The 17,518-nt window shown below is 65.2% G+C and carries 18 protein-coding genes; 10 read left to right on the top strand and 8 right to left on the bottom strand.

Annotation, left to right across the window (positions count from 1 at the left end):
• The coding region (locus AC27VE_RS26460; RefSeq protein WP_488705427.1) for an SPOR domain-containing protein at positions 1-233 on the top strand (233 nt) is incomplete at its 5' end.
• A 31-nt stretch (positions 234-264) separates the two neighbouring features.
• Here the strand turns inward: AC27VE_RS26460 and AC27VE_RS26455 are convergent.
• Together AC27VE_RS26455 and rsmI are read right to left on the bottom strand one after the other, a co-directional pair.
• A complete protein-coding gene (locus tag AC27VE_RS26455; RefSeq protein ID WP_006224733.1) occupies positions 265-849 on the bottom strand; it encodes a methylated-DNA--[protein]-cysteine S-methyltransferase in 585 nt (194 codons plus the stop codon).
• A gap of 3 nt (positions 850-852) precedes the next feature.
• A complete protein-coding gene (gene rsmI, locus AC27VE_RS26450; RefSeq protein WP_488705426.1) occupies positions 853-1,788 on the bottom strand; it encodes a 16S rRNA (cytidine(1402)-2'-O)-methyltransferase in 936 nt (311 codons plus the stop codon).
• A gap of 68 nt (positions 1,789-1,856) precedes the next feature.
• On the opposite strand from rsmI, the gene AC27VE_RS26445 reads away from it, so the two are divergent.
• From AC27VE_RS26445 to AC27VE_RS26430, 4 genes are all read left to right on the top strand, one after another.
• The gene (locus tag AC27VE_RS26445; RefSeq protein ID WP_488705425.1) at positions 1,857-2,339 is read left to right on the top strand and encodes a YraN family protein; all 483 of its coding nucleotides are present in this window, start codon (positions 1,857-1,859) and stop codon (positions 2,337-2,339) included.
• 115 nt (positions 2,340-2,454) lie between these two features.
• Entirely contained in the window at positions 2,455-3,048 is a 594-nt protein-coding gene (locus AC27VE_RS26440) for a phosphoheptose isomerase (protein WP_006224736.1), read from the top strand.
• Positions 3,045-3,788 (top strand): BON domain-containing protein, encoded by a 744-nt coding sequence (locus tag AC27VE_RS26435; protein ID WP_488705424.1) that lies wholly within the window; start codon positions 3,045-3,047, stop codon positions 3,786-3,788. The genes AC27VE_RS26440 and AC27VE_RS26435 overlap by 4 nt, the downstream gene beginning before the upstream one ends.
• Positions 3,785-4,279, top strand: coding sequence for a peroxiredoxin family protein (locus AC27VE_RS26430; RefSeq protein ID WP_006224738.1), 495 nt, complete (start codon positions 3,785-3,787; stop codon positions 4,277-4,279). Before AC27VE_RS26435 ends, AC27VE_RS26430 begins: the two co-directional genes overlap by 4 nt.
• 152 nt (positions 4,280-4,431) lie before the next feature.
• Here AC27VE_RS26430 and AC27VE_RS26425 read toward each other — a convergent pair whose 3' ends face one another.
• Positions 4,432-5,220 (bottom strand): MetQ/NlpA family ABC transporter substrate-binding protein, encoded by a 789-nt coding sequence (locus tag AC27VE_RS26425; protein ID WP_006224739.1) that lies wholly within the window; start codon positions 5,218-5,220, stop codon positions 4,432-4,434.
• A 264-nt stretch (positions 5,221-5,484) separates the two neighbouring features.
• On the opposite strand from AC27VE_RS26425, the gene argB reads away from it, so the two are divergent.
• The 5 genes from argB (at position 5,485) to AC27VE_RS26400 (ending at position 10,741) form a co-directional block, all read left to right on the top strand.
• Positions 5,485-6,387 (top strand): acetylglutamate kinase, encoded by a 903-nt coding sequence (argB, locus tag AC27VE_RS26420; RefSeq protein WP_006224740.1) that lies wholly within the window; start codon positions 5,485-5,487, stop codon positions 6,385-6,387.
• A gap of 118 nt (positions 6,388-6,505) precedes the next feature.
• On the top strand, positions 6,506-7,252 hold the full coding sequence (locus tag AC27VE_RS26415; protein ID WP_488705423.1) for a pyrimidine 5'-nucleotidase: 747 nt from the start codon (positions 6,506-6,508) through the stop codon (positions 7,250-7,252).
• A gap of 55 nt (positions 7,253-7,307) precedes the next feature.
• The gene (gene slmA, locus AC27VE_RS26410) at positions 7,308-7,883 is read left to right on the top strand and encodes a nucleoid occlusion factor SlmA (RefSeq protein ID WP_088588688.1); all 576 of its coding nucleotides are present in this window, start codon (positions 7,308-7,310) and stop codon (positions 7,881-7,883) included.
• A gap of 299 nt (positions 7,884-8,182) precedes the next feature.
• Positions 8,183-9,676, top strand: a complete 1,494-nt coding sequence (locus AC27VE_RS26405; protein ID WP_035213074.1) for a DASS family sodium-coupled anion symporter — start codon at positions 8,183-8,185, stop codon at positions 9,674-9,676.
• Positions 9,677-9,688: 12 nt separating this feature from the next.
• Positions 9,689-10,741, top strand: a complete 1,053-nt coding sequence (locus AC27VE_RS26400; RefSeq protein WP_488705422.1) for an Ldh family oxidoreductase — start codon at positions 9,689-9,691, stop codon at positions 10,739-10,741.
• 1,030 nt (positions 10,742-11,771) lie between these two features.
• Here the strand turns inward: AC27VE_RS26400 and rodA are convergent.
• The 5 genes from rodA to AC27VE_RS26375 form a co-directional block, all read right to left on the bottom strand.
• Entirely contained in the window at positions 11,772-12,908 is a 1,137-nt protein-coding gene (gene rodA / locus AC27VE_RS26395; protein ID WP_006224745.1) for a rod shape-determining protein RodA, read from the bottom strand.
• Positions 12,905-14,833 (bottom strand): penicillin-binding protein 2, encoded by a 1,929-nt coding sequence (gene mrdA, locus AC27VE_RS26390; RefSeq protein WP_427962267.1) that lies wholly within the window; start codon positions 14,831-14,833, stop codon positions 12,905-12,907. The genes rodA and mrdA overlap by 4 nt, the downstream gene beginning before the upstream one ends.
• Positions 14,834-14,848: 15 nt before the next feature.
• Positions 14,849-15,409, bottom strand: a complete 561-nt coding sequence (gene mreD / locus AC27VE_RS26385) for a rod shape-determining protein MreD (protein WP_035213076.1) — start codon at positions 15,407-15,409, stop codon at positions 14,849-14,851.
• Positions 15,396-16,280, bottom strand: a complete 885-nt coding sequence (gene mreC, locus AC27VE_RS26380; protein ID WP_035213078.1) for a rod shape-determining protein MreC — start codon at positions 16,278-16,280, stop codon at positions 15,396-15,398. Before mreC ends, mreD begins: the two co-directional genes overlap by 14 nt.
• Positions 16,281-16,364: 84 nt before the next feature.
• The gene (locus AC27VE_RS26375) at positions 16,365-17,408 is read right to left on the bottom strand and encodes a rod shape-determining protein (protein ID WP_006216320.1); all 1,044 of its coding nucleotides are present in this window, start codon (positions 17,406-17,408) and stop codon (positions 16,365-16,367) included.
• Between the last annotated feature and the right edge of the window lie 110 nt (positions 17,409-17,518).

Below are 17,518 nucleotides of genomic sequence, written 5' to 3'. Positions count from 1 at the left end.
GCACAGTGTATCTGCAAGTCGGCGCGTTCAGCCAGCCGGCCAACGCGCAGTCGCTCGTCGCCCGCATCAATTCACAGTTGGGCGCAGCGGGCGCACCGCCCGCCCAGGTAGAGCAGTCCAACAACCTGTACCGGGTCAGGATCGGGCCCTACCCCGATCGGCAAAGCGCCATGAACGCCGTGCAGCTGGTCTCGGACCGCATCGGCATCCTGCCGAGCATCGCCACGCAATAAGCGACGGGCCCGCCCGCGTCAGCCGCTATGCCTACCAGGGTAATTCGGCCTGTCCGTCGCAGACGCGGCGCGCCCGCGCGTTGCGGCTGACGTACCGATTGCCTTCGTGCGCCAGCAGCGCCTGCTTGCGCGGCAACCCGCCGCCGAATCCCGTCAGCGAGGTATCGGCCCCGATCACGCGGTGACAGGGGATGATGATGATGATCGGATTGCGGCCGACCGCGCCACCGACCGCCTGGGCGCCCTTGGGCCGCCCCACGGTGCGCGCCAGGTCGCCATAGCTGGCGAGCTTGCCGAAATCCAGAGCACACAACGCATGCCAGACCTTGTGCTGGAACGTCGTGCCGACCGGGTCCAGCGCCACGTCGAAACCCTGGCGCTTGCCCGCGAACCACTCTTCCAGCTCGCGCCGCGCCTGTTCCAGGATGGGATCGGTTTCCGTATGCGTCCAGCCTTCGGCCGAGGGCAGCAATTCCTGATCGGTGAACCACGCGCCGCGCAGGCCCTTGGGGCTGGCCACCAGGCGCAGTTCGCCCAGCGGCGTGGCCATGTCGCGGTAAGCGATCGGTTCGAGGGGGTCGGCGGGTTTGTTCGACACGACCGTTGAATACACCATGCCTTACTCCGACGACTTCTTGCGGGCCAGCGCCCGGTTGTACAACACGTCGCGGGCCACGCCCGTGACCTTGGCGGCCACGCGGGCGGCGTCGCGCACGGACATCGATTCCAGCAGCGCGTCCAGCAGCACGTCGGTGCGCGGGTCGGCTTCCTCGTCGACGTTCTGTCCGGCCTGGGCGTGCGCGATCAGCACGAATTCGCCTTGTTCGCGATGCGAGTCGGCCGCCAGCCAGGCCGCGGCTTCGCCCAGCGTAATGGTGGCGATTTCTTCGAACCGTTTGGTGAGTTCGCGCGCCACGGTCAGTTGGCGGTCGGGGCCGCAGACTTCCAGCAGGTCGGCCAGCGTGGCGGCCAACCGGTGCGGCGATTCGAACATGACGACAGGCGCAGGCAAGGCGCACCACGAGCGCAGCCAGCGCTGGCGGGCCACGGCCTTGGGCGGCGGGAAGCCGGCGAAGGCATAGGCCGGGTTTTCGTCGGTGGTGACGCCGCTGCCCATCAAGGCTGCGATCACCGCACTGGGACCCGGCACCGGCACGACGGTGAAACCAGCCTCGCGCACGGCGCGCACTACGCGGGCGCCCGGATCGCTGACGGCGGGCGCGCCCGCATCGGACACCAGTGCCACGCGCTGGCCCTGGGCCAGGCGTTCACAAATGGCTTGGGCGGCGGCGGCCTCGTTGTGACGGTGGGCCGCCATCAGCGGCGTGCTGACGCCCCAGGCGTCCAGCAAGGTACGGCTGGCGCGCGTGTCTTCGGCCGCGATGACATCGGCGCGTTGCAGGGCATGCCAGGCGCGCAGCCCCAAGTCGCCCAGATTGCCGATCGGCGTGGCCACCACGTACAAGGTCGACGCGGGCCAATGCTGCCCGGCTACGCGTTCGGCAACGCGGCTCCAGGCATCGCCGGCAGGCGGGGGTGAGACATTTTGATTCATTGCAGCCTACTGACACGGAAAACCATGTCAGTGTAGCCGCCAATGCCCGCCTATTTCGGAAGCCCCCCATGACGGACGACACGCTGCGCCTGGCCTGTGAACTGGCGCTGGCGGCCCGCCGCCGGGCCGACAAGCGCCGCCGCCGCGTCCGGCAGCGCGCAGCCCCCGAGGACACGCCCCCGCGCCGATCGCCCATGCAACGCCGCGGCGACCAGCACGAAGACGCCGCACTGCGCCTGCTGCAGGCCCAAGGCCTGGTGCTGCTGGCCCGCAACCTGTGGACGCGGGCGGGCGAGATCGACCTGGCCATGCGGGACGGCGACACGCTGGTCTTCGTTGAAGTCCGGGCACGGGGACGCACGCGCTTTGGCGGTGCGGCGGCCAGCATCGGCCGCGACAAGCAGGCCCGGCTGGCCCGCGCCGCGGCGCAATGGCTGCCGGAACTGGCCCGGCGCCACTGGCAGGGAAGGCAGCCGGCGGCGCGCTTTGATGCCGTGGTGTTCGACGCCGGCCAGCCGCAATGGCTGCGCGGCGCGTTCCTGCTGCCCTGATTGCGCTTGCCGCCTGGCGCGTCCCGCCACCGGCCTGGCGCCCCCGTAACGCCCTGCCGCAACGTCGTTACGCATCGACAGAACAGCGCGACCGCCCCGTGAGATAATCGCGCCCATGGATATGACCTCTCGTATGACGTCGCACTTTCGCGACGCCATGGCTGCGTGCGAACAAAGTATGAACGTCCTGGCCGAACCGCTGGCAGTGGCGGTGGACGTGCTATTCGGCGCCCTGGCGAACAACGGCAAGATTCTGGCTTGCGGCAACGGCGGATCCGCCGCGGACGCGCAGCATTTCATCGCCGAACTGGTAGGCCGCTTCGAACGCGAACGCCTGCCGCTGGCGGGCATCGCGCTCAATACGGACACCGCGATCCTCACCGCCGTCGGCAACGACTACGGCTTCGACGAAATCTACGAGCGCCAGGTCAACGCCTTCGGCCAGGCCGGCGACGTCCTGGTGGCGATCTCCACCAGCGGCAATTCCCCCAACGTGGTCCGCGCCATGGAAGCCGCCAGTGCGCGCGAAATGCATGTTCTTGCCCTGACGGGCAAGGGCGGCGGCGTCATGGGGGAACTCATTACGCCGATGGACGTCCATCTATGTGTTCCCAGCGATCGCACGATGCGGATCCAGGAAGTCCATATTCTGCTGCTGCACGCACTGTGCGACGGCATCGACGCTCTTCTGCTTGGAGACACCGAATGATTTCTGACGTCAGAACCGCAGTCCGCCCCCTGATGCTCGCGGCCGCACTGTCCACCGCGGCGCTCTCGCTGACGGCCTGCGCACCGCTGATCGTAGGCGGCGCCGCCGCCACCACGGCGGTCGTGGTCACGGACCGCCGCACGTCAGGCATCCAGCTTGAAGACCAGAACATGGCCTTCAAGGCGCAAAGCCAGATCTCGCAGAAATTGGGCGATACCGCGCGCGTCAACGCCATGGCTTACGGCGGCCACCTGCTGCTGACGGGCGACGTCCCCACCGAGGAAGCCAAATCCCAGGCGACCGCCATCGCGCAAGGCGTCGAGAACGTCAAACAGGTCATCAACCAGCTGAATGTGGGCCCCATCGCTTCGTTCGGCACCCGTTCGAACGACACCTGGCTCACCTCCAAGGTGAAGACCGCGCTGATCAACACCAAGTACGTGCCGTCCGGCACCATCGCGCTGACGACCGACCACAGCGTCGTCTACCTGATGGGCAAGGTCACCCAGGCCGAGGGCGAGTACGCCGCCAACGCCACCGCCGATGTCGGCGGCGTCGCCAAGGTGGTTAAACTGTTCGAAACCATCAGCCGCGAGGAAGCGATCCGGCTGTCCAACAGCAGCACCCGAGACGCCTCCACCGAAACCAAAGCGCCCATTCAAAGCGGCACCGGCGCAGCACCCAGCGATAACAACGCGGCCGGCACGAGCAATGGCGTTGAAGCGATGCCCATCAAATGAAAAAAGCCATCGTAGCCCTGGCCGTGCTGGTCGCGGTCGGCATCGGCGCCTGGTTCGTCTGGCGCCCCGCCCAGACGGCGCCCGACGTCACGTTCACCACGCTGGAAGGCAAGACCTTCTCGATGCAGGACTTGCGCGGCAAGGTCGTGCTGGTCAAGTTCTGGGCAACCAGCTGTGTGACCTGCGTGAAGCAGATGCCGGAAACCATTGCCGCCTATAAAGAGTACGCCGCCAAGGGCTACGAGGCCGTGGCGGTCGCCATGGATTACGATCCGCCCAACTTCGTGCTGAACTTCGCCGAACAGCGCAAGCTGCCCTTCCCCGTGGCGCTGGACACCAAAGGCGACATCGCGCGCGCCTTCGGCGACATCCGGCTGACGCCCACGGCGTTCCTGATCGACAAGCAGGGACACATCATCAAGCGCTATCTGGGCGAATACGATGTGGCCGAATTCCACGCCACCGTGGAAAAGGCGCTGGCGGCAGGCTGATGCCCGCCGCATCGCCCGTTTAAGAAGACCGCCCTTTGGGCGGTTTTTTTTCGCCAGGCCGAGGGCAGTTACTCTGCCGCCCGGCGGCCGCTGTCCAAAGAAAAACCGCCCGGCAAGCGGGCGGTTCCTGCGGTAGACAGCGGAGAACGGGCTTAGAAAGCCGGAACCACGGCGCCCTTGTACTTTTCCTGGATGAATTTCTTCACTTCGGGGGTGTGCAGCGCATCGACCAGCTTCTTGATGCCGGGCGCATCCTTGTTGTCCGTGCGGGTCACCAGGATGTTGGCGTAGGGCGAATCGGCGCCTTCGATGAACAGCGCGTCCTTGGTCGGCACCAGCCCGGCTTCCAGCGCGTAGTTGGTGTTGATCAGCGCCAGGTCCACGTCATCCAGCGAACGCGGCAGCATCGCGGCTTCGAGCTCGCGGAACTTCAGCTTCTTGGGGTTCTCGACCACATCGGCGGCGGTCGCCAGGATGTTGGACGGGTCCTTCAGCTTGATCACGCCCTGCTTTTGCAGCAGCACCAGCGCGCGCCCGCCGTTGGACGGGTCGTTCGGGATGGCGACGGTGGCGCCGTCCTTGAGTTCGGCCAAGCTCTTGATCTTCTTGGAGTAGCCGCCAAAGGGCTCGACGTGGACCAGCGCCACCGGCACCAGCGTGGCCTTGCGGTCCTTGTTGAACGAATCCAGGTAGGGCTTGTGCTGGAAGAAGTTGGCGTCCAGCTGCTTGTCGACCAATTGCAGGTTGGGCTGCACATAGTCGCTGAACACCTTGATGTCGAGCTCGACGCCCTGCTTGGCCAGCTGCGGTTTCACCACTTCCAGGATCTCGGCATGCGGCACCTGGGTCGCGCCCACCACCACTTTTTCAGCATGGGCGGCATTGGCTGCCACCAGGAAGGCCGATGCCACGAGGGCAGCGCGGACGAAGTTCAAACGCATGTGTTGCCTCTTATAAGGATAAAAATGGGGGCCGATGTCCACCCGGATGCGGATTCGCCCCCTTTTGCGGGGCGCCACGTTCTCGAAAACGCCCCCAATTTACCTGAATGCCGGTTATTTGTCGGGCATATGGACATAGGTTTTAGGCATATGAAACGCGTGGGTACTACAATCCGTCGTATGCTTGCGCTACCGCGTTCCGAACGCGATTTTGTGCAGGCATTTTTTCTAACCTCTCATACTTATTTTGCCGACTTAGCTGCCATGACCGACACCCCCGACCCTGCTGCCGTTTCGTCCCCCGCTGTCAAAGCCGCTGTGCTGTCTGAAGCACTGCCGTATATCCGACGATTCCACGGCAAGACCATCGTGGTCAAGTACGGCGGCAACGCCATGACGGAAGAGCGCTTGCAGCGCAGCTTCGCGCACGATGTCGTGCTGCTGAAGCTGGTGGGTCTGAACCCGGTGGTCGTCCACGGCGGCGGTCCGCAGATTGACGACGCGTTGCGCCGCATCGGCAAGCAAGGCACCTTCATCCAGGGCATGCGCGTGACCGATGCCGAGACCATGGAAGTGGTCGAATGGGTGCTGGGCGGCCAGGTGCAGCAAGACATCGTCATGATGATCAACGAAGTCGGCGGCAAGGCCGTGGGCCTGACCGGCAAGGACGGCGGCCTGATCCAGGCCCAGAAGAAGCTGATGGCCAACAAGGACAACCCCAACGAACCGATCGACATCGGCTTCGTGGGCGACATCACGCTGGTCGAGCCGGCCGTCGTGAAGGCATTGCAGGACGACCAGTTCATCCCCGTGATCTCGCCGATCGGCTATGGCGAAGACGGCACGGCCTACAACATCAACGCCGACGTCGTCGCCGGCAAGATGGCCGAAGTGCTGGGCGCTGAAAAGCTGCTGATGCTGACCAACACCCCGGGCGTGCTGGACAAGGCCGGCAAGCTGCTGCGCAGCCTGTCCGCCCAGACCATCGACGAACTCTTCGCGGACGGCACGATCTCGGGCGGCATGCTGCCCAAAATCTCGTCGGCGCTGGACGCCGCCAAGAACGGCGTGAACTCCGTGCACATCGTCGACGGCCGCGTGCCGCACTGCCTGCTGCTGGAAATCCTGACCGACCAGGGCGTCGGCACGATGATCAGCTCGCACTGATGTCCTCCCCGCAGCGCTACGCGCTTCCCGCCAGGGGGCGCCGCTGCGGACCGGCGGAGCCGGCTCCGCGCGGTCCGGATCGGGTCGGCTTTGCCATGTCTCTCCGGTGGCGTCTTTGATGCTGGCGCGCCGACAATTGCTACGGCCGGCGGTGCGCGTGCGCCGCTCGCGCCGAACGGCCACGGGCGTTTCCGAACGCCTGTGGCTGTTCGATCTGGACAATACGCTCCACGACACCTCGCACGCCATCTTCCCCAAGATCGACCACGGCATGACGATGGCCGTGGCCGAGGCCTTGAATGTGGACATCGACACGGCCAACGACGTGCGACGGCTGTACTGGAAGCGCTACGGCGCCACGATGATCGGCATGGTTCGGCATCACGGCGTGAACCCGCATGACTTCCTGCACCGTAGCCACGACTTCGACGTCAACCCGCTGGTGCGCGCCGAAAAGGCGCTGGCCTACAAGCTGCGGCAACTGCCCGGCCGCAAGGTGCTGCTGACCAACGCGCCGCTGCATTACGCCCGCGCGGTGCTGTCCCGCCTGGGCATCCTGCACCAGTTCGACAGCCTGTGGGCCATCGAGCACATGCGCCTGCACGGCGAATTCCGCCCCAAGCCGTCGCCCGCCCTGCTGCGCTACGTGCTGGCCCGCGAAGGCGTGCCGGCCCACCGCGCGGTCCTGGTGGAAGACACGCTGGCCAACCTGCGCGGCGCGCGCCAGGCGGGTGTACGTACCGTGCACGTCTATCACCCCGGCACGCCCTTTTCCCGCGGCCGCTCGCATCGTCCGGCCTACGTCGACTTGCGGGTAAACTCCGTCAGTGATTTGTTGTTACGCCGACGTCCCCTGCGGGGATAGCGGCGCGCTCCTCCCTCCCCTTCACCGTCAAGCCTGCGCGAGAGCAGTCCCTTCCATGGCGAGCAAACCCGGCGAGCGCAAGACCCAGATTCTGCAGACACTGGCCGAGATGCTGGAGCAGCCGCATGCGGCCCGCATTACCACAGCCGCCCTGGCCGCGCGCCTGGAAGTGTCGGAAGCCGCGCTCTACCGGCACTTCGCCAGCAAGGCGCAGATGTTCGAAGGGCTGATCGAATTCATCGAAACCAGCATCTTCACGCTGGTGAACCAGATTGCCGTCGCCGAACCCTATGGGGTGCCGCAAGCGCACAAGACCGTCTCCATGCTGCTGACCTTCTCGGAACGCAACAAGGGCATGACGCGGGTGCTGACCGGCGACGCGCTGGTCACGGAAGACAATCGGCTGCAAGAGCGCATCAACCACATCAATGACCGCATCGAAACGTCGCTGAAGCAGTCGCTGCGCATCGCCATCACGGACGGCGGCCTGCCGCCGGACGCCAATGTGGCCGCGCATGCCAGCCTGCTGACGCACTTGGTGCTGGGACGGTGGCTGCGGTATGCGCAGAGCGGCTGGCGCGTGGCGCCCACGCTGCACCTGGACGAGCAGCTGCGCCTGGCGCTGGGTTGAATAGCGCATTTGCGCCATAACACGAACGAATTAACGTAAGAATGTCGTGGCCATCGCCGCGGCCTCGGCACAATTGGCGTGCATTTATGCAACATTCCTAGACTTGCGACCAGCGAGGGCGGACGAGCATAATGCCCCACGTGGGTTTTCCACAAGCGCAAATCTTCTTCGGTTTGACCCACATCAATACGGGTTTTCCTCAATGCCGTCACGATCATCCTGTAGCACCGACACATCGAATTGAATCACCCGTGCTCGCGGGGAGTGTGTCGGTAGTTTGACCTTAACCGGAGATGGATATGACCGCGCCAGCCGCTGTCCCTGCCTCGCAAGCCCCAAAGAAAGCAAAAATCCCAATCGGACTCGTCGCCGGCATCCTGGTGATGATCGGGGTGTTGATGATGCCCCTGCCCGCCGACCTGCCGGTCGCGGGACACCGCATGCTGGCGATCCTGGCGTTTGCCGTGGTGGTCTGGATTACCGAAGCCGTGTCTTACGAAGCCAGCGCGATCATGATCACGACGCTGATGGCTTTCCTGTTGGGCACGGCTCCGACAATCAAAGACCCGAACGTGCTGTACGGCACGTCGGCCGCCATCAGCATGGCGCTGACCGGCTTTGCGAATTCGGCGCTGGCGCTGGTCACCGGCGCCTTGTTCATTGCCGCCGCCATGACCTTCACCGGGCTGGACCGGCGCATCGCGCTGGTCACCCTGTCCAAGGTCGGCACCAGCACGCGCCGCATCCTGATCGGATGTATCGCCGTGACGATCGTGCTGAGCCTGGTCGTGCCCAGCGCCACCGCCCGCAGCGCCGCCGTGGTGCCCATCATGATGGGTGTCATCGCCGCTTTCGGCGTGGACAAGCGCTCGAACATCGCCGCCGGCATCATGATCATCGTGGCGCAAGCAACCAGCATCTGGAACGTCGGCATCCAGACGGCCGCCGCCCAGAACCTGCTGACGGTCGGCTTCATGGAAAAGATGCTGGGCGAACGCGTGGCGTGGTCGGACTGGCTGATCGCCGGCGCCCCCTGGTCGCTGATCATGTCGGCCGTGCTGATCATCGTGGTGCTGAAGATGCTGCCGCCGGAAAGCGATAGCATCGCCGGAGGCAAGGAAGCGGTCGAAAAGTCGCTGCTTGAGCTGGGCCCCATGACGGGTGCGCAAAAGCGCCTGATGGCGGTGTCGGTCATGCTGCTGCTGTTCTGGTCGACTGAAGGCAAGCTGCACAAGTTCGACACCACGTCGACCACCTACTTCGGCCTGGTCCTGCTGATGCTGCCGCGCTTTGGCGTGATGACGTGGAAAGACGTGCAATCGCGCATCCCATGGGGCACGGTGATCGTGTTCGGCGTGGGTATCAGCCTGGGCACCGCCCTGCTGACGACGCAAGCGGGCCAATGGCTGGGCAACCAGGTCGTGGCGCACACCGGGCTGGATCACCTCGGACCGCTGGCCATCTTCGCCATCCTTGCCGCGTTCCTGATCGTCATCCACCTGGGTTTCGCCAGCGCCACCGCGCTGACTTCGGCCATGCTGCCCATCCTGATCTCGGTGCTGGCCACGCTGCCGGGCGACTTCAGCCGCCTGGGCATGACGATGCTGCTGGGCTTCGTCGTCAGCTACGGCTTCATCCTGCCCATCAACGCGCCGCAGAACATGGTGTGCCTGGGCACGGAAACCTTCAACGCCAAGCAGTTCGCCAAAGTCGGCATCATCGTCACCATCGTGGGCTACCTGCTGATGCTGGTGATGGGCGCGACGTACTGGCGCTGGCTCGGCTGGCTCTAAGGAGTACGCATCATGAAACTCTCCATTGCCCAAGCCAATGAATACGGCCGCCGCGTGCTGATGGCGCAAGGCGTGCCCGAAGACATCGCCCGCGACGTGGCCGAACACCTGGTCGAGTCCGACCGGGTGGGCTACACCAGCCATGGCCTGTCTATCCTGACGAACTACCGGCGCGTGCTGTCCGAAGAGCTGGCCAAGCCGGACGGCCGGCCCGAACTGGTCAACGACCGCGGCGCCATGCTGGCCTACGACGGCCACCACGGCCTGGGCCAGTACGTCGGCAAAGTCGTCATCGAAAAGGCCATCGAGCGCACGCAGGAACACGGCCAATGCATCGTGACCCTGCGCCACAGCCATCACCTGGGCCGCATGGGCCACTTCGGCGAAATGGTGGCGGCCAAGGGCCTGATCCTGCTGGCCTTCACCAACGTGATCAACCGCTCGCCCACCGTGGCGCCGTTCGGCGGCGCGCAGGCGTGCCTGACCACGAACCCGCTGTGCTTCGCCGGCCCGCTGCCGGGCGGCCGTCCGCCCTTCATCGTGGACATGGCCACCAGTTCCATCGCCGTGAACAAGGCGCGCGTGCTGGCGGCCAAGGGGGAACAAGCGCCCCCGGGATCTCTCATCGACGCCGACGGCAACCCGACGACGGACCCGGGCGCCCTTTTCACCGACCCGCCCGGCGCCCTGCTTCCTTTCGGCGGCCACAAGGGCTACGCGCTGGGGCTGGTGGCCGAACTGCTGGCAGGCGTCCTGTCCGGCGGCGGCACGATCCAGCCCGAACACCCGCGCATCGGCGTGGCGACGAACAACATGTTCGCGCTGCTGCTGGATCCCCAGGTGGACTTCAACACCGACTGGCGAACGATGGAAGTCGGCGCGTTCATCGACTACCTGCACGCATGCAAGCCGCAACCCGGCGTGGAATCCGTGCAGTATCCGGGCGAATACGAAGCCCGGAACCGGGCGGTGAATGCCGATTCGGTGGAATTCGATAGCCGGATCTGGGATGGCTTGAAGAAGCTGGCAGCCGACCTGGGTGTGCCGGAGGCGTTACCGGGTTGACGCTATGTACGTAGTGACGGGTGCTGGTTCTTAGAACGCCCGTCACGACGGAGGCCTGCCGTACGCGGGTCAACGATTGCGGTCCGGAGCCTTCGCTCCGGACTTCCCCTTTGTCATCTTCGTTGTTGCCTGCGGCAACTGCCTTCAGATTCCCTCGGGCTTATCGACGCCCCGCGCACGGCAGGCCTCCGCCGCGACGGGCTCGCGCAGTTGCAACCTGACGTCCACTGGGGGGAGCCGTGTGCTTAGGGTTCTTGCACGCGGTATTGGGGTGAGAGATATCTTGCGGGGCCCGCCCCCGGCCGGCCGCCCGGGCGGCCTTTGGGGGCTTACGCGGTGTCTTGCGTCGGAAGCAAGCCGCTACGCGTGTAGGCCGGGGAGTTGTTCGCCGTTCGTAGGATGGGTGGAGTGCGTGCAGACACCGTCAAGAACACGAGCGTTCAGCGCACGTAACCCATCATCAAGCATGCCCAGATGGGTTACGCGCGATCGAGGCAATCGTTCTTCCAAAAGCCCAGCCGCGCTTCACCCATCCTACAAGCTTCGTCAGTTGAACCCTGCTGCCGGATGGGCGGCTTGCCGCCCATCTCTACCCCACCCCACGTGATTGCGGACCCATCAGCACGCCCCCCACGCAAGCGCGCAAGCGATCACCTCCCCGACGACGCACAGCACGTAAGCCGATTACGGCCGCCCGCGCGGCCGCAATCGGCGGGCCACGCAAACCTCGAAACTGAACACAGGTCCAGCACCGCACCAAACCAAGACGGCGCGAGCCCGTCGGTGTGGGCGACATGGACGCGAGCAACCTCGATGCGCCCGAGGGAATCTGAAGGCAGTTGCCGTAGGCAACAACGAAGATGACGAAGGGGACGTCCGGCGCCCGGGCGCCGGACCGCAATCGTGGGCGCGAGTGGCCATGACGCTCACACCGACGGGCAACCTACGAAGCACGATCCTCAGCAAGACGAATCACGACCCGCAGTACCAAAAGCCCCTCAAGAAATCACCAGCCCGCCCGAAACAGCAATCAAGCCTTAACCGACCGATGTCGGCTAATACTCATCATGATCCCGAATGCGATCCCCATCGTAAACAACGCCGTCCCCCCGTAACTCATGAACGGCAACGGCACGCCGACGACGGGCAGGATCCCTGTCACCATCCCCACGTTCACGAACACATAGATGAACAGCATCATCGTCAGCGCCCCCGCCAGCAAGCGGCCGAACTGCGACGATGCGCGCGATGCGATCGTCAGGCCGCGCGCCATCATCAGGCCGTACAGCACCAGGATTGCGATACCGCCGTACAGGCCGAATTCCTCGGCGTACACCGCGAAGATGAAGTCGGTCGTGCGTTCGGGGATGAAGTCCAGGTGCGTCTGCGTGCCCTTCATGTAGCCCTTGCCGTAGACGCCGCCCGAGCCCACCGCGATCATCGACTGGATCGTATGGAAGCCCTTGCCCAAGGGATCGGAGCTGGGGTTCAACAGCGTGCAAACCCGGTGCTTCTGGTAGTCGTGCAGCACCACCCAGTCCACATCTGGCTCGCATAGCTGGTCTTCGTAATACACCAGCGTGCCGATCGCGATGATGCCGGCCAGCATCACCGGCACCAGCAACTTGAACGACAGGCCCGCGAAATAGATCACGAAGAAACCCGCGCCGAACACCAGCAGCGCCGTGCCCAGGTCGGGCTGCAGCACGATCAGGCCGAACGGCGCCGCCAGCATCGCGGCAGCCGCCAGGAAGTCTCGGATGCGCACCGCGCCTTCGTGGCGCTGGAAGTACCAGGCCAGCATCATCGGCACGGCGATCTTCATCATCTCGGACGGCTGGATACGCGTCACACCCAGGTTCAGCCAGCGGGTCGCCCCCTTGCTGGTTTCACCGAAGAACTCCACGCCCAGCAGCAGCACCACGCCCACCACATAGAACGGCAGGGCCAGCTTCATCAGCCACTTGGGCGGGATCAGCGACATCGTCCACATCGCGAAGAACGCGATGATGAAATTGCGTGACTGCTCCGCGAAGCGCCAGTCCGTGCCGCCCACCGCCGAATGCATGACGGTCAGGCCCAGCGCGGCGAACATCATCAGGATCGCCAGCAGCGGCCAATCGAACGCCGTGAACACGCGTAGCAGGATAAGGCCCAGGCGCTTCATTGTTGGCGCACCACGTCGGAAGTAATGGATTCAACAGAGGCCAGCGGATCGGCCCGTTCCGGCCGCACGATCTTGTCCTGCCGGTCTTTGGCCAACCAGTAGTCGAACACCTTGCGCGCCACGGGCGCGGCCACGCTGGCGCCCCAGCCTGCGTTCTCGACGATCAGCGACACGGCGATGCGGGGATGCTCCAGCGGCGCAAATCCCATGAACAGCGCGTGGTCGCGCAGGCGTTCGTCGATGGCGCTGGCGCGGTAGTGGCCGCCGCGCAGGCTGAACACCTGCGCCGTGCCGGTCTTACCCGCGGCCTGGTACGGGGCGTTGGCGAAGGCGCGCCGCGCCGTGCCGGCCCGCACCACATCCCCCATCGCGTTCTTGATGACATCCACGTTGGCCTGCTTCAACGGAATCCGGTAATCGGGTGCGGACTCGGTGGGCTTGGCCACGCCCGTGCGCGGGTCGCGCACCGCGTGCACCAGATGCGGCCGACGATACAGGCCATTGTTGGCCAGCGTCGACGTGCCCTGCGCCAGCTGCAGCAAGGTAAACGCGTTGTAGCCCTGGCCCACGGCGACCGAAATGGTTTCGCCGGCATACCAGCGCTGGCGGTCCTTGTCCTTGTAGGCAGAACGCTTCCAGTCGGTGGACGGCAGCACGCCGCGCTTTTCGCCTTCCAGGTCGATGCCGGTGATCTGGCCAAAACCGAACTGCTTGGTGAAATCGTGCAGCGCGTTCACGCCGATCTCGGGGCCCAGCGAATAGAAATACGTGTCCGACGACACCACGATCGCCTTGTGCATGTCGGTCATGCCGTAGGCCGCGCCGCCCGCGTTGCGGAATTTCTGTCCGCCGAATTCGTAATAGCCGGGGTCGGAGATGCGGTCAGTCGCGCGGCGCTTGCCCAGTTCCAGCGCGGCCAGGCCCACGAAGGGCTTATACGTCGAACCGATCGGGTAGGTGCCGTACAGCGGGCGGTTGATCAGCGGGTGGTCCGGCGACTCGTTCAGCATCCGCCAGTTGTCCACGTCGATGCCGTCCACGAACAGGTTGGGGTCGAAGGACGGTTGCGACACGAAGGCCAGGACTTCACCCGTGTCGGGGTCAATCGCGACGAGCGCGCCGCGCTGGCCCTCGAAGGCCTCTTCGGCCACCTTCTGCAAGCCCAGGTCGATGGACAGCATGATGTCCGATCCCGGCACCGGGTCGATCCGCCGCAGCGTGCGCATGGGACGCCCGCCGGCAGTGACTTCGACCTCTTCCAGGCCGGTACGGCCGTGCAGTTGCTCTTCCCAGGTCTTCTCGATGCCCTTCTTGCCGATGACATCGGTGCCGCGGTAGTTGCCCAACTGCCCGGCGCGTTCCAGTTCCTCGTTGTCGCCTTCGGCGATGCGGCCGATGTAGCCCACCACGTGCGCGGCCGACAGGCCCTGCGGGTACTCGCGCACCCAGCGCGCACGCAGCTCGACGCCTGGGAACTGGAACGAGTGCGCGGCGAACCACGCGGCCTCGGTCTCATTCAGGTTGTTGCGCAGTTGCAAGCTGGCGTAGCGGCTGGACTCCGCCGCGCGCCGCTTGAAGCGCCGCTGGTCGGTAGGGCTGATGTAGACGACTTCGGTCAGCCGCTCGAAGAGCTCGTTCATATTGCCGGCGTGGGCGGGCACCACTTCCAGCGTGTAGGTACGGTAGTTGCGCGCCAGGATTTCGCCGTTGCGGTCCAGGATCTCACCGCGACGCGGCGGGATCGGCACGACCGCGATGCGGTTGCGGTCGGCGCGTTCGGACAGGCCTTCGTAGCGGTCGACCTGCAAATACCAGAACCGGCCCACCAGCACGCCGAAGCACGCCAGGGCGAACACGCCGCCGACCCAGGCGCGCAGGCGGAAGCGCTGCTTCTGCTGCTGGCCGGTTTTCTTGAATTCAAACATGAGGCGACGCCGCCATCAGGCGGAGGAGGATTCGGCGTCGTCGGCACCGCGCTGCGGCAAGTGCAGGACCCAGCCCGCCAACGGCCACAGGGCAGCCGTGATGGCCACGCTGATGCACCAATCCCAGCCCGGCCATTTGCCGGCCAGCCACGCGTGGATGATCTGGGTCAGGAAGCGGGCGATGAAGAAGACAGGCAGCATATGCATCGCCTGGCTCCAAAGGTCGAACCGTTGCAGGCGGCGATGCAGCACCACGGCGCCGTAGGCGACCAGCGTGTACGACAAGGCGTGCTCGCCCAGCGGACCCGCGTCGTGCACGTCCATCAGCAAGCCGAAGAAGAACGCGGTGAAGAGCCCCACTCGGCGCGGCTCGTGCACGCACCAGAAGGCGATGATCAGCAGCAGCACGTCGGGTGCGCCCTGCCACAAGCGCCACGGCAGCAGCGAAACCAGCCACACCAGCAGCACCGTAGCCCAGACGAAAACGCCGTGGGCCGGACCGGACAGGCGGTCGGGATGCACGTTGCTGGGGGTACCCAGGCGGCGCCTGGGTTGCGATTGATTAGTCCGATCCACCGGAATCGACCTCCTGACGGTTGGACTCGGCGCGGGCCACATCCACCTGCAAGACCAGGAAGTGGCGATAGCGTTCGGGGTGGGCCAGCGGTTCACACACGGCGCGCGCGAAACCGGAGGCGGTGTCGCGTTCGACCGAGGTCACTTTGGCCACGGGCAGGCCGGCAGGGAACAAACCGCCGACGCCGCTGGTAACGATAGTATCGCCTTCCTTGATGTCGGCATTGGCGGCAAGGTAACGGACTTCCATCTTGCCCGGCGAATTGCCGCCGAACGCGATCAGACGCAGCCCGTTGCGCAGCAACTGGACGGGGATGGAGACCTGCTCGTCCGTCACCAGGGCGGCTTCGGCCGTCATCGGCGTCACGCGCACGATCTGGCCGACCACGCCGCCTTCGTCGATGACGGGCATGCCCGGCGCCAGGCCGGCCTTGCTGCCTTTGTTGAACACCAGCCGCTGGGTGAACGCGTTGGTGGGTTCGTACATGACTTCGACCACCACGGCCGATTGCGCCACGGTGTCGGTCACTCCCAGCAGGCGGCGCAGTTGCGCATTTTCGGCGGCCAGTTGCGCCGCATGGCTGGCCACCTGGGCCAGTTCGATGCGCTGGCGCTGCAAGGCTTCGTTTTCGCTGCGGATGAGGTTGGCCGCGTTGACCCACTCATTGACTTGCTGGACGAGGTCGCGCGGCGCCATGACGGCACGCTGGAAGGGGTAAAGCGCCACGGACATCGCGCGGCGCGCCGGTTCCAGCATGCGCCATTGCGAATCCATGATGATCAGGGCCAAAGCAAGGACGACCAGAACGACCAGCCGCACCTCCGCAGGTGGGCCGCGCCTGAATAGGGGGGGGGTCCCTTGTCGTTGCATGAATCTCAGCCCGGGCACCCGCGTCCGTCGCTCCCGCAGCGGCCGGAGCCGTGAAAAGGCGGGGCTCCGGGCTGGCGGGCGGTATTAGTCGTTGATGAAGATGGCGCCCAGTTTCTCAAGGTGTTCCAGCGCTTCGCCGCAACCGCGCACGACGCAGGTCAGGGGATCGTCGGCCACCACGACGGGCAGGCCGGTCTCTTCCTGGAGCAGGCGATCCAGATCGCGCAGCAGCGCGCCACCGCCGGTCAGGGCGATACCCTTGTCGGTGATGTCGGCGCCCAGTTCGGGCGGGGTCTGCTCAAGGGCGATCTTCACCGCGGACACGATCTGGTTCAGCGGGTCGGTCAGCGATTCCAGGATCTCGTTGGACGAGACCGTGAAGCTGCGCGGCACGCCTTCGGCCAGATTGCGACCCTTGACTTCGATTTCGCGGACTTCGGAACCCGGGAATGCGGACCCGATTTCCTTCTTGATCAGTTCGGCGGTGGGCTCGCCGATCAGCATGCCGTAGTTGCGGCGGATATAGTTGACGATGGCTTCGTCGAACTTGTCGCCGCCGACGCGCACGGAACCCTTGTAGACCATGCCGCCCAGCGAGATGACCGCCACCTCGGTGGTGCCGCCGCCGATGTCGACGACCATGGAGCCGCTGGCGTCGGAGACGGCAAGGCCGGCGCCGATGGCCGCGGCCATGGGTTCTTCGATCAGGAAGACGTGGGACGCGCCCGCGCCCAACGCCGATTCGCGGATGGCGCGACGTTCAACCTGGGTGGAGCCGCAGGGCACGCAGACGATAATGCGCGGACTGGGCGCCAGCATGTTGCGGGGGTGCACCATGCGGATGAATTGCTTGAGCATCTGTTCGGTGACCGTGAAGTCGGCGATAACGCCATCCTTCATGGGCCGAATGGCCTCGATATTGCCGGGAACTCGGCCAAGCATCTGCTTGGCTTCGTGGCCGACGGCCTGGATGATCTTTTTGCCGTGAGGCCCGCCTTCATGACGGATTGCGACCACGGAGGGCTCATCGAGCACGATGCCCTTGCCGCGGACGTAAATCAGCGTATTGGCGGTACCGAGGTCGATCGCCATATCGCTGGAAAAATAACTGCGCAGGAATCCGAACATGGGAGCTCAGCTAAATTCTGGGGGGAATTGGGTTCATGCCGTGGGGCGTTTGGCCCGAAAAACGTCGGGTCCGCCTGTCATCACGGCGATTAAACCGTGAATCATAACTT

This window comes from Achromobacter sp. 18P8.1.1, assembly GCF_057799415.1.
Note: the sequence above shows the minus strand (reverse complement) of the source record. Positions and strands in the feature narration are given on the sequence as shown.

What these genes read in the sequence shown, in the direction of transcription:
- AC27VE_RS26455 (WP_006224733.1), bottom strand. Translation starts at nt 849, where the DNA reads ATGGTGTATTCAACGGTCGTGTCGAACAAACCCGCCGACCCCCTCGAA.
- rsmI (WP_488705426.1), bottom strand. Translation starts at nt 1,788, where the DNA reads ATGAATCAAAATGTCTCACCCCCGCCTGCCGGCGATGCCTGGAGCCGC.
- AC27VE_RS26445 (WP_488705425.1), top strand. Translation starts at nt 1,857, where the DNA reads ATGACGGACGACACGCTGCGCCTGGCCTGTGAACTGGCGCTGGCGGCC.
- AC27VE_RS26440 (WP_006224736.1), top strand. Translation starts at nt 2,455, where the DNA reads ATGGATATGACCTCTCGTATGACGTCGCACTTTCGCGACGCCATGGCT.
- AC27VE_RS26435 (WP_488705424.1), top strand. Translation starts at nt 3,045, where the DNA reads ATGATTTCTGACGTCAGAACCGCAGTCCGCCCCCTGATGCTCGCGGCC.
- AC27VE_RS26430 (WP_006224738.1), top strand. Translation starts at nt 3,785, where the DNA reads ATGAAAAAAGCCATCGTAGCCCTGGCCGTGCTGGTCGCGGTCGGCATC.
- AC27VE_RS26425 (WP_006224739.1), bottom strand. Translation starts at nt 5,220, where the DNA reads ATGCGTTTGAACTTCGTCCGCGCTGCCCTCGTGGCATCGGCCTTCCTG.
- argB (WP_006224740.1), top strand. Translation starts at nt 5,485, where the DNA reads ATGACCGACACCCCCGACCCTGCTGCCGTTTCGTCCCCCGCTGTCAAA.
- AC27VE_RS26415 (WP_488705423.1), top strand. Translation starts at nt 6,506, where the DNA reads ATGCTGGCGCGCCGACAATTGCTACGGCCGGCGGTGCGCGTGCGCCGC.
- slmA (WP_088588688.1), top strand. Translation starts at nt 7,308, where the DNA reads ATGGCGAGCAAACCCGGCGAGCGCAAGACCCAGATTCTGCAGACACTG.
- AC27VE_RS26405 (WP_035213074.1), top strand. Translation starts at nt 8,183, where the DNA reads ATGACCGCGCCAGCCGCTGTCCCTGCCTCGCAAGCCCCAAAGAAAGCA.
- AC27VE_RS26400 (WP_488705422.1), top strand. Translation starts at nt 9,689, where the DNA reads ATGAAACTCTCCATTGCCCAAGCCAATGAATACGGCCGCCGCGTGCTG.
- rodA (WP_006224745.1), bottom strand. Translation starts at nt 12,908, where the DNA reads ATGAAGCGCCTGGGCCTTATCCTGCTACGCGTGTTCACGGCGTTCGAT.
- mrdA (WP_427962267.1), bottom strand. Translation starts at nt 14,833, where the DNA reads ATGTTTGAATTCAAGAAAACCGGCCAGCAGCAGAAGCAGCGCTTCCGC.
- mreC (WP_035213078.1), bottom strand. Translation starts at nt 16,280, where the DNA reads ATGCAACGACAAGGGACCCCCCCCCTATTCAGGCGCGGCCCACCTGCG.
- AC27VE_RS26375 (WP_006216320.1), bottom strand. Translation starts at nt 17,408, where the DNA reads ATGTTCGGATTCCTGCGCAGTTATTTTTCCAGCGATATGGCGATCGAC.